The sequence below is a fragment of the Spongiactinospora rosea genome (assembly GCF_003315795.1).
Taxonomy (GTDB): Bacteria; Actinomycetota; Actinomycetes; order Streptosporangiales; family Streptosporangiaceae; genus Spongiactinospora; species Spongiactinospora rosea.
The window spans coordinates 178,707-193,324 of the sequence record NZ_QMEY01000008.1; the positions used below are offsets into that span (position 1 = coordinate 178,707).

Sequence of the window (14,618 nt, forward strand, 5' to 3'; positions counted from 1 at the left end):
GGTGTGCTCAGCGGAGGTCGATGACCGCTTCGCCGGTGAGGGTGATCGTGCCGTCGGCGAGCGTGACGGCCAGCTCCACGGTGGCCAGGCCCTCGGCGACGGCGGTCACGCGGCCGGTGCAGACCGGGCTCGCGTGGACGGGGGTGATCGCGGCGAACCGGACCTGGTAGGAGCGGATCCGGTGCTGCGGCACCCAGCCGGTGAGCAGCCGGCCCAGGTAGGCCATGGAGAGCATGCCGTGCGCGAAGACGTCCTCCAGGCCCGCGGCGCGGGCGACGTCGATGTCGATGTGCAGCGGCACGTGGTCGCCCGAGGCCCCGGCGAACAGCGCGAGCGTGGCACGGGAGATCGGCTCGATGTGCAGCGGCGGGAGTTCGGTGCCCACGGAAAGTACGGTGGTGGTCATCCCGCGGCCCCCGGGTTGCGTACGACGAGCGTCATGGTCGCCTCCGCGACGGGTTCGCCGTCGCGGGTGATCTCGTTCCGCTTGACCAGGAACTCCAGCGCGCCGCCCCGCTTGGCGTACACGTCGATGATCCTGGGACGGACGGTCAGGGTCTCCCCCGCGTAGGCCAGGGAGTGGTAGACGAAGGACTGCTCTCCGTGCAGCACCCGGCCCATGTCCACGTCCAGCTCGCGCAGGTAGCGCAGGGCGTCGGGGCCTTCGAGGTCCAGGCCGAAGAAGAAGGTCGGCGGCACCGGGAGGTCCGGGTGGCCGGCCTGGCGGGCGGCGTCCAGGTCGTGGTAGACCGGGTCGGTCTGGCCGGTGGCCTTGGCGAAGAACCGCAGCCGCCCGCGTTCGAGGTCAATGGTCAGCGGCGCGAATCGCAGCGCCTTGGCCGCCTCGGGATCGATGGGCACGCGCTCAGCCCACCTTCTCGTACAGCGTGACGACGGCCGCGCCGCCCAGTCCCACGTTGTGCTGGAGGGCCAGCGTGGCGTTCTCGACCTGGCGCGGACCGGCCTGGTCGCGCAGCTGCCACACCAGCTCGGCGCACTGCGCGAGCCCGGTGGCGCCCAGCGGGTGGCCCTTGGACAGCAGCCCGCCGGACGGGTTGGTGACCACCTGCCCGCCGTAGGTGTTGTCGCCGTCGGCCACGAACTTCTCCGCGGTGCCCTCCGGCGTCAGGCCCAGCACCTCGTACGTCAGCAGCTCGTTGACCGTGAAGCAGTCGTGCAGCTCCACCACCGGGATGTCGGTCGGGGCCACCCCGGACTCCTCGTACACCCGGCGCGCGGCCTCCTTGGCCATGCCCGTCCCGACCAGCTTGGCGAGGTCGCCCTCGAAGCTGTCGGGGGTGTCGGTGGTCAGCGCCTGCGCCCTGATCACCACGTCGGCGGGCAGGCCGTTGGCGCGGGCGAACTCCTCGCTGCACACCACGGCGGCGGCGGCCCCGCAGGTGGGCGGGCAGCACTGGAAGCGGGTCAGCGGCCCGAAGATGTGCGGGGAGCCCATCACCTCTTCCAGGGTGAGCGGGTCGCGGAACACCGCGTAGGGGTTGCCCGCGGCGTGCTTGCGGGCCTTGACGGCGATCGCGCCGAACGTCTCGGCCTTGGCGCCGTACTTCGACATGTACTCAAGACCGGCCGCGCCGAAGTAGCGGGCGGCCATGGGCACGTTGTCGTCCATGTCGCAGACGGCGCTCACCACGCCGTCGAACCGCTCCAGCACGCTGGGCCGGTCGTCCCACATCGGCTTGAGCGCGCCGCGCTGCATCTGCTCGAAGCCGAACGCCAGCACGCACTCGGCCGTGCCGCTGGCCACCGCCTGCCGGGCCAGCCACAGCGCCGAGGAGCCGGTCGAGCAGTTGTTGTTGACGTTGATGACGGGGATGCCGGTCAGGCCGACACGGTAGAGGGCCTTCTGGCCGCTGGTGGAGTCGCCGTAGGCGAACCCCGCGTACGCCTGGGCCACCTTGGCGTAGTCGACCTTGGAGTCGGCCAGGGCGGCCCTGATCGCCGCCTCGCCCATCTCCTCGTAGGTCTTGCCCTTGCTGGGCGTGGAGAACGGGACCATGCCCACCCCCGCCACGCACACTCGCCGATTCATCAAGCACTCCGATCTGTTGAGGGGGTCGTGCCGCCGGTCGAGGGCGAACCGCCGCATCCGGCGCAGTGCGCCTCGCGCGCGGCCCGCCGCAGCACCTTGCCGAGAGGGGTCTTCGGCAGCTCGCCGGCGAAATGGACGGCCGTGGGCTTCTTGGTGGAGCCCACGGCCGTGCGCATGAAGTCGATAAGGTCGGTCTCGGTCGCCGTGTCCCCGTCGCCCTCGCCGAGGACGACGATGGCGTGCGGCGTCTCGCCCCACTTCTCGTGGGGCACGCCGACGACGGTGGCCTCGCGGACGGCCGGGTGGCCGAGCAGGGCGCTCTCCAGTTCGGCGGGCCAGATGTTGAACCCGCCGGAGATGATCATGTCGTCCTTGCGGTCGGTCAGGTACAGGAAGCCGTTCGGCGACAGGTACCCCATGTCCCTGGTGCGCATGTAGCCGTCGGGGGTGAGGCGCGCGGCCGTCCCCGCAGGGTCCTTCCAGAGGCCGGACATGGCCCCGGGGGTGCGTACGACGATCTCGCCGATCTCGCCCGTCGGCACGTCGCCGCCCTCGTCGTCGGCGATGCGCACCTCCGCCCCGGGGCAGGGCCGCCCCGCCGAGCGCAGCCGGCCGATCTCCTCCTCGGTGCCTTCGAGGATGTGGTGCTCGGGCCGCAGGATCGAGATCGGCAGCGCCTCGCTCTGGCCGTACGCCTGGTACATGATCGGGCCCCACACCGAAAGGGCCTTGACCAGCGTGGGCCGGGGCATCGGGGCGGCGCCGTAGAAGATCGTGTGCATGCTGGAGACGTCCCGCCGCCCGACGTCGGGATGCCCGAGGACCATCTGGACCATCGTCGGGACCAGCAGCGTCACGGTGGCGCGCTCCCGCTCGGCGAGTTCGAGGAAGCGGCCGGGGTCGAAGCCGCGCATCACGACCACGCCCGCGCCGCCCTCGATGACCGGCCACACGAGCAGGCCCGTGGCGTGGCTGATCGGGCCCGGCGCGAGGTAGCGGTCGGTGGGGCTCCAGTGCCTGCCCCAGGCGGCCCGCCACAGGTCGCCCATCGCCATCCAGCCCTTGACGTCGTGGACGATGCCCTTGGGACGGCCGGTGGTGCCCGCCGAGAAGCGGATCACGTGCGTGGCGTCCGGCTTGAGCGGCACCATGGGGTCCTCGGCCGAGGCTGCGGCCAGCAGCTCGGAATAGCGCGGAGCGGCCGTCTCCTCCCCGATGACCACCGTCAGCCGCAGGCCGGGCGCGGTGCCGAGCAGGGGGGCGAGCGCGGTGTGGTGGCGCTCCTGGATGATCAGCGCCGTGGCCTCGATGAGGTCCAGCAGGTACGCGTTCCCCTCGGCCGTCTGGTGGGTGTAGAGGGGGCAGATGACGTAGCCGCCCAGTGCGAGCCCGGCGATGATCTCGATCGATTCGAGGTCGTTGTCGGCCAGCACGGCGACCCGGTCGCCCGGCTTGATCCCGGCGTCACGCAACGCGTTCGCCAGCCGGCACGCCCTGTCGTACATCTCGGCGTATGTCTGGCGCCGCTCGTCGCAGACCACCGCGAGCGCGTCGCCGTGCGCGGAGACCGTCTCCCGCAACGTCGTAGCCGGGTCGATCATGGGCTTGGTCCCTTCGGGGGTGGTGCGAGCAGCGATGACGGCCTTCATCGGCCCATCATTGTTAACTGCTCAGTATGTATTTATTACGCCGCCTGGAGGCGGCTCGTCAAGCACCTCGGCCGACTCCTTGACGCACCCTCGGGCCCTCTGTAACGTCACCCACAGTAAGTTAATTCAGCGTAACAAACGCGTTGCGCAGGCCCGAGGGAGAAGCCATGGGCTGGCCGTCGAACTGGCAGGATCGGATCTCTGGCGCGGACTGCCCCGCCTGCGCCGCCGGACGTTTCGAGGAGTCGGCCGACCCGCCGCTGGCGCGGTTCTTCGCGGGTGAGGTGAGCGATGCCTACCTGGTGCTCGGCACGCTGCAACCCGGCTGGGCGGTCGTGCTCTGGCAGGGCCGCCACGTCGTGGAGCCCACCGACCTCACCCCGCAGGAGGCCGCGGCGTTCAACGCCGAGACGTTGATCGCCGCCCGCGCGATGCAGGCGCACTACCGTCCGCTCAAGCTCAACTTCCAGACGCTCGGCAACGAGGCCCCGCATCTGCACACGAGCGTGACCATGCGTTATTCCGACACCGAGGACATCGCGCCGGGCGAGGACATCCTGCCCGGCCGGTTCGTGCCGGCCGACGGCCGGCCACCGGCCCGCGACGAGCGGGCCGATATCGACGCGCTCAGACGCCTGGCGCGCGCCGGGGGCAGATGAGCCCGCCGGCGAAGGAGGGGAAGTGTTCATCCTCACCAGGGCACTTCAGCTCGCCGTGGTCCTGTTCGTCGTCTCGGCGCTGACGTTCCTGCTGCTCAACCTGCTGCCGGGCGACCCGGTGCACGCAATCCTGGGCCTTCGGGCCACCGAGGAGGCGGTCGCCCGGCTGACCGCCGAACTCTCGCTCGACCAGCCCGTCCACATCCGCTACCTGGAGTGGCTGGGCTCGGCCCTGCGCGGCGACCTCGGCAGTTCCTACATCAACCACGTCCCCACCGCGCAGGCCATCTCCGAGCACCTGCCGGTCACCCTCCAGCTCGTCGCGGTGTCACAGGTGATGGCCCTGGCCATCGCGGTGCCGCTCGGCGTCTACTCCGCCCACCGGCCCAACGGCTGGGTGGACCGGCTGGCCTCCGGGTTCACGTTCGCCACGCTCTCGGTGCCGCCGTTCATGCTGGGGGTGCTGCTCGTCTTCGTCTTCGCGGTGACGTTCAACGTCTTCCCGGCCACCGGCTACACCTCCTTCGCCGAGGATCCGGCGCTGGCGCTGCGCTCGCTGTTCCTGCCCGCGCTCACGCTGGCGCTGGGCTCGCTCGCGGTGTACGTCCGGGCGCTGCGCGCCGACATGATCGCCACCCTGCGCCAGGACCACGTCACGACGGCGCGGGCCAAGGGCGTACCGGCCGGGACGATCCTGTGGCGGCACGCGCTCAGGTCGTCCTCGCTGTCGCTGGTGACGGTCGTCGCGCTGCACGTCGGGGCGCTGACCGGCGGCGCGATCCTGGTCGAGCAGATCTTCGCGCTGCCCGGGATCGGGCAGCTCACGGTCAACTCGATCTTCCAGCACGACTACCTGGTGCTGCAGTCCTGCGTCCTGGTCATCGCCGTCTCCTACGTCCTGGTCACCTTCCTGGCCGACCTGATCTACCCGCTGCTCGACCCGAGGACCCGCCATGGCTGAGGGGCTTTCCGTGACCTCGCCCGCCGCGGGCGGCGCGCCCCGCAAGGGCCGCAGGACGGCTCGGGCGCGCGGGCTCGGCGTGGTCTTCTGGCTGTCGGCGGGGTGGGTGACCCTGGTCATCGCGCTGGCCGCGACCGCCGGGCTGCTGCCGCTCGCCGACCCCGCCGCCGTGGGCGTCGGCGACCCCGGGCTCGGCCCGTCGGCCGCCCACCTGCTCGGCACCGACGAACTCGGCCGCGACCTCTTCTCAAGGGTCGTCCACGGGGCCCGGATCTCGCTGGTGGCCGGGTTCGTCTCGATCACGCTCGGCCTGGTCGTCGGCGGCACGCTCGGGCTCATCGCGGGCTTCCGCCGCGGCGCGACCGACACGGTGGTGACCACGCTGGCCAACAGCCTGCTCGCGTTCCCCGCGCTGGTGCTGGCGCTGGCCGTGGTCACCTTTCTCGGGCAGAGCCCCCAGAACGTCACGCTGACCATCGGGCTGGTCTCGGTGGCCCCGATCGCCATGGTGGTGCGCGGGGCGACCATCGGGTGCGCCGGGCGGGAGTACGTCGTGGCGGCGCGCATGCTCGGCGCGAAGAACCGGCGGATCATCCTGCGGGAGATCATCCCCAACGTGGCCCCGGTCGCGCTGTCGCTCTCGCTGGTGTGGGTGGCGACCGCCATCGTGGCCGAGGGCAGCCTGGCGTACCTCGGGCTCTCGGTCCAGCCGCCCACCCCGAGCTGGGGAGCCATGATCGCCGAAGGGCGCAACACGCTGGCCGAGAGTCCGGGCACCGCGCTGTGGCCGTCGCTGTTCATGTTCCTCACCGTGCTCGGCCTCAACTTCGCAGGTGACCGGCTCCGCGACCGGCTGGACGTCAAAGGGGACGCCACATGACCGACCAGGCCCCGCTGCTCAAGGTCGTCGGACTGAAGACCTACTTCGACACCCCGCGCGGCATCGTGCGCGCGGTCGACGGCGTCAGCTTCGAGCTGGCGGGCGACCGCACCCTGGCGATCCTGGGCGAGTCCGGCTCGGGCAAGACGGTGCTCGCCCGTTCCATCATGGGGCTGCTGCCGCGCAAGGGCGTCATCCGGCAGGGCAGCGTCCTGTACAAGGGCGAAGACCTGGCCGTGATGGGCGAGCGCGAGCTGCGCCGCCGCCGCGGGGCCGACATCGCCATGGTGTTCCAGGATCCGATGACCTCGCTCAACCCGGTCCACCGGATCGGGCGGCAGGTCGGCGAGACGATCCGGCTGCACCGGCGGGTGAGCCGCGCGGAGGCCCGCAGCCGCAGCGTGACGCTGCTGCGCTCGGTCGGCATCCCCGACGTCGAACGCCGCGCCCGGCAGTACCCGCACCAGCTCTCCGGCGGCATGCGGCAGCGCGTGATGATCGCCATGGCGCTGGCCTGCGATCCCGGCCTGGTGCTCGCCGACGAGCCGACCACCGCCCTGGACGTGACGGTCCAGGACCAGATCCTCACCCTGCTGGCCGCCCAGCGGGCCCGGCGGTCGATGGGCCTGCTGCTGGTCACCCACGACCTGGGCGTGGCAGCCGGGCGCACCGACGAGATCGCGGTGATGTACGCGGGCCGGATCGTGGAGCAGGCGCCCACCGAGCGGCTGTTCGCCGCCGCCAAGATGCCCTACACCGAGGCGCTGATGGAATCGATCCCCAAGCTCTCCGACCCGCCGCACACCCGGCTGGCCGCCATCCCCGGGCGCCCTCCCGACCTGGTGAATCCGGGGCCGGGCTGCGCGTTCGCGCCGCGCTGCCGATACTCCGCGGCGCGCTGCGCGCGCGAGGCCCCGCCGCTGCGGACGATCCCGGGCACCCGGCACCGCTACGCCTGCTGGCACCCGGTCGGCGGCGAGTCGTGACCGCGGGCACGGCCCACCTGCGCGCGCCCGGCGAGGCGCTGCTGCGGGTGGAGCACCTGGTCGTCACCTTCCCCGCCGGGCGGGGCCGCACGGTCCACGCCGTGTCGGACGTCAGCTTCGACGTGCTGCCCGGCGAGACCCTGGGCATCGTCGGCGAATCGGGCTGCGGCAAGTCCAGCATGGGCCGGGCGGCCGTGCTGATGCCGCCGCCCGCGTCCGGGTCGGTGGTCTTCGAGGGCCGCGACCTCACCGGGCTGCGCGGCGAGGAGCTGCGGCGCACCCGCCGCCGGATCCAGATGATCTTCCAGGACCCGATCTCGTCGCTCAATCCCCGGCGGCGGGTCGGCGACATCGTCACCGAGCCGATGGCGATCTGGAACGAGGGCGGCCCTCGGGAGCGCGCGGCCCGCGCCCGCGAGGTGTTCGAGGCCGTCGGCCTGGACTATGACGCCGTCGCCGGACGCAGGCCGCACGAGTTCTCCGGGGGGCAGTGCCAGCGGATCAGCATCGCGCGGGCGCTGGTGCTCGATCCGAAACTGCTCATCTGCGACGAACCGGTCTCGGCGCTGGACGTCTCGGTCCAGGCCCAGATCCTCAACCTGCTGGAGGACGCCAAGGCCCGCTTCGGCCTGTCCCTGGTGTTCATCGCGCACGACCTCGGCGTGGTCAAGAACGTCAGCGACCGGGTGGCCGTGATGTACCTCGGCCGGCTGTGCGAGGTCGCGCCCGCCGAAGAGCTCTACCGGGCCCCGGCCCACCCCTACACCCGGGCGCTGCTGGACGCGGTGCCCGTGCCCGATCCGGCGGCCCGGCCCGCCGGGTCCGATCCCGCGCTGGCCGGTGAGTTCCCCTCGCCGCTGGCGCCGCCCTCCGGGTGCCGCTTCCGCACCAGGTGCCCGCTCGCCACCGGCCGGTGCGCCACGGAAGAGCCCCAGCTCCGCGAGGTACGGCCGGGCCGGCACGTGGCCTGCCATCACGCGTAGCGCTCCCCATCGAAACACCATTTCCAACCCGTGGCTCAAGGAGCGACAGTGATGGTTTCCCGCGACCCCATCGGCCGGAGGACACTACTGACATACGGCGGGGCCGGGCTGCTTCTGGCGGCCTGCGGCCCCGCGCCCGCCGCGAAGCCCGCCGTCCGGGCCACCGGCACGCCGCGCCGCGGCGGCCGGCTGGTCTTCGCCACCCAGGGCGAGGCGGGCGGCCTGGACCCGGCCGCCACCCTGTTCGACCGCTCCGGCCACGTCTACGCCCGCGCGGTGTTCGACCGCCTGGCCGCGCTCGACGCGCAGGGCCGGGTCCGGCCGTACGCCGCCCGGTCGATCACCCCCAACCGCGAGGCGACCCGCTGGACGATCGAGCTGCGGCCGGGGATGACCTTCCACGACGGCGAGCCGTTCGACGCCGCCGCGGTCAAGACCAACTTCGACGCGCAGCGCGACCACGACTTCCTCGGACTGCTGCTCGGGCCGATCGAGGCGACCCGGGTGACCGGCGAGCACACGCTGGTCGTCGAGATGAAGGAGCCGTGGTCGGCCTTCGACAGCTACCTGACCGGCTATCCGGGCGCGCAGCTCGGGTACGTGGCCTCGCCGAAGACGATCGGCAAGGGCGGCGACCCACGGCATCCGGTCGGGTCCGGCCCGTTCGTGTTCAAGGAGTGGCAGGCCGACGACCATCTCACCCTGACCCGCAACGAGCGGTACTGGCGGCGCGGCCTGCCCTATCTCGACCAGGTCACGTTCCGGCCCATCCCCGACCCGCTGGCCAGGGAGAACGCCCTGCGGGCCGGCGACATCGACGCCCTGCACTCCCAGGACGCCCAGACGATCGCGGCCTTCCGCGGCGAGCAGGGCTTCACGCTGGCCGACGACCTGAGCACCACGTTCGGGCAGAAGGACATCACGCTGGTCGCGCTGAACGTGTCCCGCGCTCCCCTGAACGACCTGCGCGTCCGGCAGGCGCTGGCCTGCGCCACGGACGCCACGAAGTACAGCAAGGTGATCGACAAGGGGCTGGCCCCGGTCATGGACGGCCTGTTCCAGCGCGGCTCGCCGTACCACGCGGGCTCGCCGTACCCGGCGTACGACGTGGAGCGGGCCAAGCGCCTGGTCGCGGAGTACGAGCGGGAGCGGGGCCCGCTGCCGCCGATCAAGGTGACGATCCAGACCACCCCCCGCGACATCACCGCCTTCTCCCTGATTCAGGGCATGTGGCGGCAGGCCGGGATCGAGAGCGCGCCGGTGCAGGTGTCCAAGGACAACTTCGGGGAGGTGCTGCTGGGCGGCGGCTACGAGGCGGTCATCGGCGCGTTCTTCGGCGCGGGCGACCCGGACCAGAACGCGCTCTACTTCAGCTCCGGCAGCGCCGCCCCCAACGGCGAGCCCGCCCTGAACTTCACCCGCAACCGTGACAAGGCGATCGACGCCGCGCTCGCCGAGGGCCGTCAGGCCACCGGCGCGGCCGAGCGGCAGGCCGCCTACCGGGCGCTGAACGAGCGGCTGAACACCGCGCTGCCGTTCGTGTGGCTGGACGCCACGCCGTACTCGCTGGTGACCAGGCCCGACGTGGGCGGACTGCTCGAACCGGCGCTCCCCGACGGCGGGCGCGAGCTCGGGCTGCTGCGCGGCGTCGTGAACGTCACGACCGCCTGGCGAGCGAGGTGAGAAGCTTGCGGGGAAAGTTAATCCGGAATAACATAAATCCATGATAGCGCCCTTCCCCAATTGGCCCGCCGACTTCGTCCAGCGGATGGACGGCCGGGCCTGCGCGTGCGGCTCCGCCCCCGCGCCGGGCGACTCCGACGACCGGATCCGCGTCTACGCGGGCCGCGTCTCCGACGCTTACCTGATGCGGCACGCGGCCCAGCGCGGCTACGCGGTCGTCGCCTGGAAGAACGGCCACGCCGCCGAGCCGGCCGACCTGGCGCCCGGCGACGCCGACCGCTACGGCCGGGAGGTCCTGCTGGTCGGCACGGCCGTCCAGCGGCACTTCGCCGCCCTGAAGATCAACTACCTGACACTCGGCAACCAGACCCCGCACCTGCACACCAACGTGGTGGCCCGCTACACCGACGACGTGGCGCCGGGCGCGCTGCTCGACCCGGTCGGCGCGGCCCTGCCCGAGGAGCAGTGGCGGGCCGACGCGGCGGAGCTGCGGGCACTGCTCGCCCCCGGCTCCGCGCTCGTGCGGCACTGGGACGAATGATGATCAATACCCCGAGGTGATGATGTCCCGAATCGTGTGCCTGAGCCCGCTCACCGAAGATCAGGTGCGCGGCCTGGCGAAGGGCTTCGACGTCGAAGCCGTGGTCCTGCCCGGCGGCTCCACCCCCGAGGAGGTGCGCGCCGCCGTGGCCGACGCCGACATCGTGATCGGTGACGGCCTGCACCGCTATCACCTCGACGCCGGCATCCTCGCCGCCATGCGGCGCTGCCGCCTGGTCCAGCAGCCGTCCGTCGGCTTCGACGGGATCGACGTGGAGAGCGCCGCCCGGCTCGGCATCCCGGTGTCCAACAGCGCCGGGTACAACCTCGACTCGGTCGCCGACTGGGTCGTCATGGCGGTCCTCAACCTGATCAGGCACGGGGCCTGGGGCGATCGGCAGATGCGCGCGGGCGAGTGGCCGATGCTCAAGATGCTGGGCCGGGAGCTGGGCGCGCTGACCGTGGGTCTGGTCGGCGTTGGCAACACCGGCGGCGCGGTCGCCGACCGGCTGCGCGCGTTCGGCTCCCGCGTCCTCTTCTACGACGTGGTGCCGCGCAGCGTCACCGGCGCGGAGTCCTGCGAGCTGAACGAGGTGCTGGCCCGCTCCGACGTCGTCTCGGTGCACGTTCCGCTGGACGCCTCGACCCGCGGGCTGATCGACACCGCGGCCATCGAGCGGATGAAGCAGGGCGCCTACCTGATCAACAGCAGCCGCGGCCCGGTCGTGGACGAGGAGGCCCTGATCGCGGCGCTGAAGTCCGGCAGGCTCGCCGCCGCCGCGCTCGACGTCTTCGCCACCGAACCGCTCCCGGCCGACTCCGAGCTGCGCCGCCTGGAGAACGTCTTCATGACGCCGCACGCGGCGGCGTTCACCCGTGACGCCAACGAACGCGTGCTCGCCATCGTCGCGGCCAACATCCGCCGCGTCCTTTCCGGCGAGCCGCCGTTCAACGTCGTCAACACCGCTCGTCCCCAGCAGGAGAACTAATGACCGACAACGTGCTGGCGGCGCTCGCCCGCTACGACACCCCGACGGTGTGCAACGCCATCGAGACGTTCGACATCCGCTCGCGCGACGAGGGCTTCGCCAGTTCCGAGATCCGCTGCGTGTTCCCCGACCTCGGGGTCATGGTCGGCTACGCCGCCACGGCCACCATCCGGGGGCGCGGCACGCCGGAGCACGACTACGGCGTGGAGCCGCTGGTCGCGCACCTGGTCCAGGTGCCGGGGCCGCGCGTCGTCGTCGTCCAGGACCTCGATGACCAGCCGGGCCACGGATCACTGTGGGGCGAGGTGTCAGCCAACCTGTTCACCAAGCTGGACTGCCTGGGCGCGGTCACCAACGGCTGCGTGCGCGACCTGACCGAGGCCCACGACCTGGGCTTCCGCTTCTTCTCCGGCAGCGTCGGGGTCTCCCACGCCAACGTGCGCGTGGAGTCGGCGGGCGAGCCGGTGCGGATCGGCGGCCTCACCGTGCGGCCGGGCGACATCATCCACGCCGACCAGCACGGCGTCCTCGTGGTGCCCGCCGAGATCGCCGCCGACGTACCGGCCGCGGCCGACCGGATCGTCGCCCAGGAGCAGAAGCTGATCGGCTGGATGCGCTCGCCGCAGTTCAGCATGAACGGCCTGGCCGACGCCTGGCGGCAGGCCACCGAAGCGGACACCAAGGAGACCGGAAATGTCAGCTGAGCCGGACGAGGGCGGCGACGGGCGGTCCGTGCCCTCACGCCGGGCCCTGTTGTCCACCGCGGGCGGGGTGGTCGCGGGCGGCGCGATCGGCGTCGGCGGCGTCGTGACCGGCGGCAGCGCGCTCGCGGAGCGCAAGCCCAAGCCGCCCACGACCAAGGTGCTGGACGACCCGCCCCCGCCGCTGCGGGTGCTCACCGATGCCGAGGCGGCGACGGTGACCGCGATGGCCGAGCGCGTCTTTCCCGCAGACCCCGACGGCGACGGCGCGGCCGAGGCGGGCGTGACCCACTACATCGACGGACGGCTCGCCGGGGCCTGGGGCGACGGCGACCGGATGTACCTCCGGGGGCCGTTCTTCGAGCCGGAGCACGAAGGGCACGGCTACCAGCTCCCGCTCACCCCGCGCGAGGTCTACGAGCGCGCGCTGCGGGCGATCGACACGTACTGCAGGACGAAGTACGCCGGCAAGGCGTTCCCCGCGCTGACCACCGCCCAGCAGGACGCGGTGATGACCGCGCTGGAGAAGGGCCAGGTCGATCTCGGGCTGGCGACCGGCGCGCACGGGTTCACCTCGGCCTCGTTCTTCGCGATGTTCCTGCGCAACGTCACCGAGGGGCTGTTCTGCGACCCCATGCACGACGGCAACCGCGACATGGTCGGCTGGCTCTGGCTGGGCTTCCCCGGCGACCCGGTGGCCTACGGCGACCGGTACGGCGGGCTCATCGGCCGCTGGAACGAGCCGTACAACGTCTATCCGAAGGGAGTCCGGTAGATGGCCGGGCGAACGACGCTGCCGAAGGTCGACGTGGTCTGCGTCGGAGTGGGCTGGGCGGGCGGGATCATGGCCGCCGAGCTGGCCAAGGCCGGGCTGAGCGTGGTGGGTCTGGAGCGCGGCGGGCCGCGCGGCGTCGAGGACTTCGCGCACGGGCACGACGAGCTGCGGTACGCGGTGGACCGCGAGCTGATGCAGAACGTCGCGTCCGAGACCTGGACACTGCGGCACGACGTCAACGACCGCGCCCTGCCGATCCGCAGGCTCGGCTCGTTCGCGCCCGCCTACGGCGTGGGCGGCTCGGGGGTGTCCTGGGCCGGGCAGACCTGGCGGTTCAACCCCAGGGACTTCGAGATCCGCAGCCGCACGATCGCACGCTACGGCGCGGGCGCGATCCCCGCCGACATGACGATCCAGGACTGGGGCATCACCTACGACGACCTGGAGCCGTACTACGACAAGTTCGAGTACATGGCGGGCATCAGCGGCAAGGCGGGCAACATCAAGGGCACCAAGGTGCCCGGCGGCAACCCGTTCGAGGGGCCGCGCAGCCGTGACTTCCCGCTCCCGCCGCTGATCGAGTCCTACGCCGGGTCGGTGTTCCGCGAGGCCGCGGCCAAGGTGGGCTACAAGCCGTTCCCCGGTCCCGCGGGCGCGCTGTCCAAGCCGTACACCAACCCGGACGGCATGTCCCGGCCCGGCTGCACCTACTGCGGCTTCACCGGGCACTTCGGCTGCCACATCGGCGCCAAGAGCGACCCGACGCTGACGGTGATCCCCACCGCCCAGAAGACCGGCCGGTTCGAGCTGCGCACCAACGCCCAGGTGATCGAGATCCTGCACGACGGCGGGCGGGCCACCGGCGTGCGCTACTACGACGCCAGCGGCGCGGTCCGCGACCAGCCCGCCGACGTCGTGGTGCTCACCGCCTTCACCCTGAACAACTGCCGGCTGCTGCTGCTGTCCAAGATGGGCAAGCCGTACGACCCGGCCACCGGCGAGGGCGTCATCGGCCGCAACTACTGCTACCAGTCCGACGGCGCGGGCGCGATGGCCTACTTCAAGGACAAGGACTTCAAGCCGTACATGGTCGCCTGTGGCAGCGCCATCGCCATCGACGACCTCAACGGCGACAACTTCGACCACACCGGGCTCGGCTTCATCGGCGGCGGCCTGATCAAGGTCGGCAGCAACCCGACGACGCCGATCAACGCGGTCCTCGCCCCGCCCGGCACCCCGACCTGGGGCCTTGAGTGGAAGAAGGCGATCCGCAAGCACTACGCGCACTCGCTGATCATCGGCGCGCAGGGCGAGAGCCCCGCCTACCGGGGCCACTACCTCAGCCTCGACCCCAACTACCGGGACGCCTACGGCCTGCCGCTGGTGCGCATCACCTTCGACTGGGAGCCGAACGAGCGCAAGATGGTCGCCTACCTGGGCGAGAAGCTCAAGGAGATCGCCACCGCGATGAACCCCGACTCGTTCGTGGCCGGTGGCGTGCTCGCCGAGCACTACGACGGCAACTCATACCAGTCCACCCACAACACCGGTGGCGTGATCATGGGCGCCGACCCGCGCACCTCGGCCGTCAACAACTACCTGCAGATGTGGGACTTCCCGAACACCTTCGTGGTCGGCGCGTCCGCATTCCCGCAGAACGCCGGCTACAACCCCACCGGCACCGTGGGCGCGCTCGCCTACCGGGCGGTGGACGGCGTCCTGCGCTACCGCAAGAACCCCGGCCCGCTCGCCTGACGCGGCC

Annotated in this window: 15 protein-coding genes; 11 read left to right on the plus strand and 4 right to left on the minus strand. The window is 71.8% G+C overall.

The genetic code is table 11. The features are described from left to right. Positions 1 to 7: 7 nt before the first annotated feature. Genes DP939_RS20575 through DP939_RS20590 form a run of 4 tightly spaced genes read right to left on the minus strand, consistent with a single transcriptional unit; the run spans position 8 to position 3,699 of the window. Positions 8 to 406 (minus strand): MaoC/PaaZ C-terminal domain-containing protein, encoded by a 399-nt coding sequence (locus DP939_RS20575; protein ID WP_113982353.1) that lies wholly within the window; start codon positions 404 to 406, stop codon positions 8 to 10. Continuing rightward, entirely contained in the window at positions 403 to 861 is a 459-nt protein-coding gene (locus tag DP939_RS20580) for a MaoC family dehydratase N-terminal domain-containing protein (RefSeq protein WP_199565293.1), read from the minus strand. The genes DP939_RS20575 and DP939_RS20580 overlap by 4 nt, the downstream gene beginning before the upstream one ends. Positions 862 to 865: 4 nt before the next feature. After that, positions 866 to 2,050 carry a lipid-transfer protein gene (locus DP939_RS20585; protein ID WP_113982354.1) on the minus strand — a complete coding sequence of 395 codons (1,185 nt, stop codon included), beginning with the start codon at positions 2,048 to 2,050 and terminating at the stop codon, positions 866 to 868. After that, a complete protein-coding gene (locus tag DP939_RS20590; protein ID WP_113982355.1) occupies positions 2,050 to 3,699 on the minus strand; it encodes a class I adenylate-forming enzyme family protein in 1,650 nt (549 codons plus the stop codon). The genes DP939_RS20585 and DP939_RS20590 overlap by 1 nt, the downstream gene beginning before the upstream one ends. 167 nt (positions 3,700 to 3,866) lie before the next feature. Here DP939_RS20590 and DP939_RS20595 point away from each other — a divergent pair, with 167 nt between their 5' ends. From DP939_RS20595 to DP939_RS20645, 11 genes are read left to right on the plus strand one after another with little or no spacing between them, the layout of a single operon-like run. Further along, positions 3,867 to 4,358 carry an HIT family protein gene (locus tag DP939_RS20595; protein ID WP_113982356.1) on the plus strand — a complete coding sequence of 164 codons (492 nt, stop codon included), beginning with the start codon at positions 3,867 to 3,869 and terminating at the stop codon, positions 4,356 to 4,358. A gap of 22 nt (positions 4,359 to 4,380) precedes the next feature. Further along, positions 4,381 to 5,319, plus strand: a complete 939-nt coding sequence (locus DP939_RS20600; RefSeq protein WP_113982357.1) for an ABC transporter permease — start codon at positions 4,381 to 4,383, stop codon at positions 5,317 to 5,319. Then, positions 5,312 to 6,199, plus strand: a complete 888-nt coding sequence (locus tag DP939_RS20605; RefSeq protein ID WP_113982358.1) for an ABC transporter permease — start codon at positions 5,312 to 5,314, stop codon at positions 6,197 to 6,199. The genes DP939_RS20600 and DP939_RS20605 overlap by 8 nt, the downstream gene beginning before the upstream one ends. After that, entirely contained in the window at positions 6,196 to 7,185 is a 990-nt protein-coding gene (locus tag DP939_RS20610; protein WP_113982359.1) for an ABC transporter ATP-binding protein, read from the plus strand. The genes DP939_RS20605 and DP939_RS20610 overlap by 4 nt, the downstream gene beginning before the upstream one ends. Continuing rightward, entirely contained in the window at positions 7,182 to 8,168 is a 987-nt protein-coding gene (locus tag DP939_RS20615; protein ID WP_113982360.1) for an ABC transporter ATP-binding protein, read from the plus strand. Before DP939_RS20610 ends, DP939_RS20615 begins: the two co-directional genes overlap by 4 nt. A 51-nt stretch (positions 8,169 to 8,219) precedes the next feature. Further along, positions 8,220 to 9,851 (plus strand): ABC transporter substrate-binding protein, encoded by a 1,632-nt coding sequence (locus tag DP939_RS20620; RefSeq protein ID WP_113982361.1) that lies wholly within the window; start codon positions 8,220 to 8,222, stop codon positions 9,849 to 9,851. A gap of 40 nt (positions 9,852 to 9,891) precedes the next feature. Next, positions 9,892 to 10,392, plus strand: a complete 501-nt coding sequence (locus DP939_RS20625) for an HIT family protein (RefSeq protein WP_113982362.1) — start codon at positions 9,892 to 9,894, stop codon at positions 10,390 to 10,392. A gap of 19 nt (positions 10,393 to 10,411) precedes the next feature. After that, on the plus strand, positions 10,412 to 11,380 hold the full coding sequence (locus DP939_RS20630; RefSeq protein WP_113982363.1) for an NAD(P)-dependent oxidoreductase: 969 nt from the start codon (positions 10,412 to 10,414) through the stop codon (positions 11,378 to 11,380). Further along, positions 11,380 to 12,084, plus strand: a complete 705-nt coding sequence (locus tag DP939_RS20635) for an RraA family protein (protein ID WP_113982364.1) — start codon at positions 11,380 to 11,382, stop codon at positions 12,082 to 12,084. The genes DP939_RS20630 and DP939_RS20635 overlap by 1 nt, the downstream gene beginning before the upstream one ends. Continuing rightward, positions 12,074 to 12,856 (plus strand): gluconate 2-dehydrogenase subunit 3 family protein, encoded by a 783-nt coding sequence (locus DP939_RS20640; RefSeq protein ID WP_113982365.1) that lies wholly within the window; start codon positions 12,074 to 12,076, stop codon positions 12,854 to 12,856. Before DP939_RS20635 ends, DP939_RS20640 begins: the two co-directional genes overlap by 11 nt. After that, positions 12,857 to 14,611 (plus strand): GMC family oxidoreductase, encoded by a 1,755-nt coding sequence (locus DP939_RS20645; RefSeq protein ID WP_113982366.1) that lies wholly within the window; start codon positions 12,857 to 12,859, stop codon positions 14,609 to 14,611. It abuts the gene before it with no gap. Positions 14,612 to 14,618 lie beyond the last annotated feature (7 nt).

Bases quoted from the DNA above. Each gene is read 5' to 3' on its own strand.
- DP939_RS20595 (WP_113982356.1), top strand. From the start codon at position 3,867: ATGGGCTGGCCGTCGAACTGGCAGGATCGGATCTCTGGCGCGGACTGC.
- DP939_RS20640 (WP_113982365.1), top strand. From the start codon at position 12,074: ATGTCAGCTGAGCCGGACGAGGGCGGCGACGGGCGGTCCGTGCCCTCA.
- DP939_RS20575 (WP_113982353.1), bottom strand. From the start codon at position 406: ATGACCACCACCGTACTTTCCGTGGGCACCGAACTCCCGCCGCTGCAC.
- DP939_RS20590 (WP_113982355.1), bottom strand. From the start codon at position 3,699: ATGAAGGCCGTCATCGCTGCTCGCACCACCCCCGAAGGGACCAAGCCC.
- DP939_RS20585 (WP_113982354.1), bottom strand. From the start codon at position 2,050: ATGAATCGGCGAGTGTGCGTGGCGGGGGTGGGCATGGTCCCGTTCTCC.
- DP939_RS20620 (WP_113982361.1), top strand. From the start codon at position 8,220: ATGGTTTCCCGCGACCCCATCGGCCGGAGGACACTACTGACATACGGC.
- DP939_RS20630 (WP_113982363.1), top strand. From the start codon at position 10,412: ATGATGTCCCGAATCGTGTGCCTGAGCCCGCTCACCGAAGATCAGGTG.
- DP939_RS20645 (WP_113982366.1), top strand. From the start codon at position 12,857: ATGGCCGGGCGAACGACGCTGCCGAAGGTCGACGTGGTCTGCGTCGGA.
- DP939_RS20625 (WP_113982362.1), top strand. From the start codon at position 9,892: ATGATAGCGCCCTTCCCCAATTGGCCCGCCGACTTCGTCCAGCGGATG.
- DP939_RS20635 (WP_113982364.1), top strand. From the start codon at position 11,380: ATGACCGACAACGTGCTGGCGGCGCTCGCCCGCTACGACACCCCGACG.
- DP939_RS20610 (WP_113982359.1), top strand. From the start codon at position 6,196: ATGACCGACCAGGCCCCGCTGCTCAAGGTCGTCGGACTGAAGACCTAC.
- DP939_RS20605 (WP_113982358.1), top strand. From the start codon at position 5,312: ATGGCTGAGGGGCTTTCCGTGACCTCGCCCGCCGCGGGCGGCGCGCCC.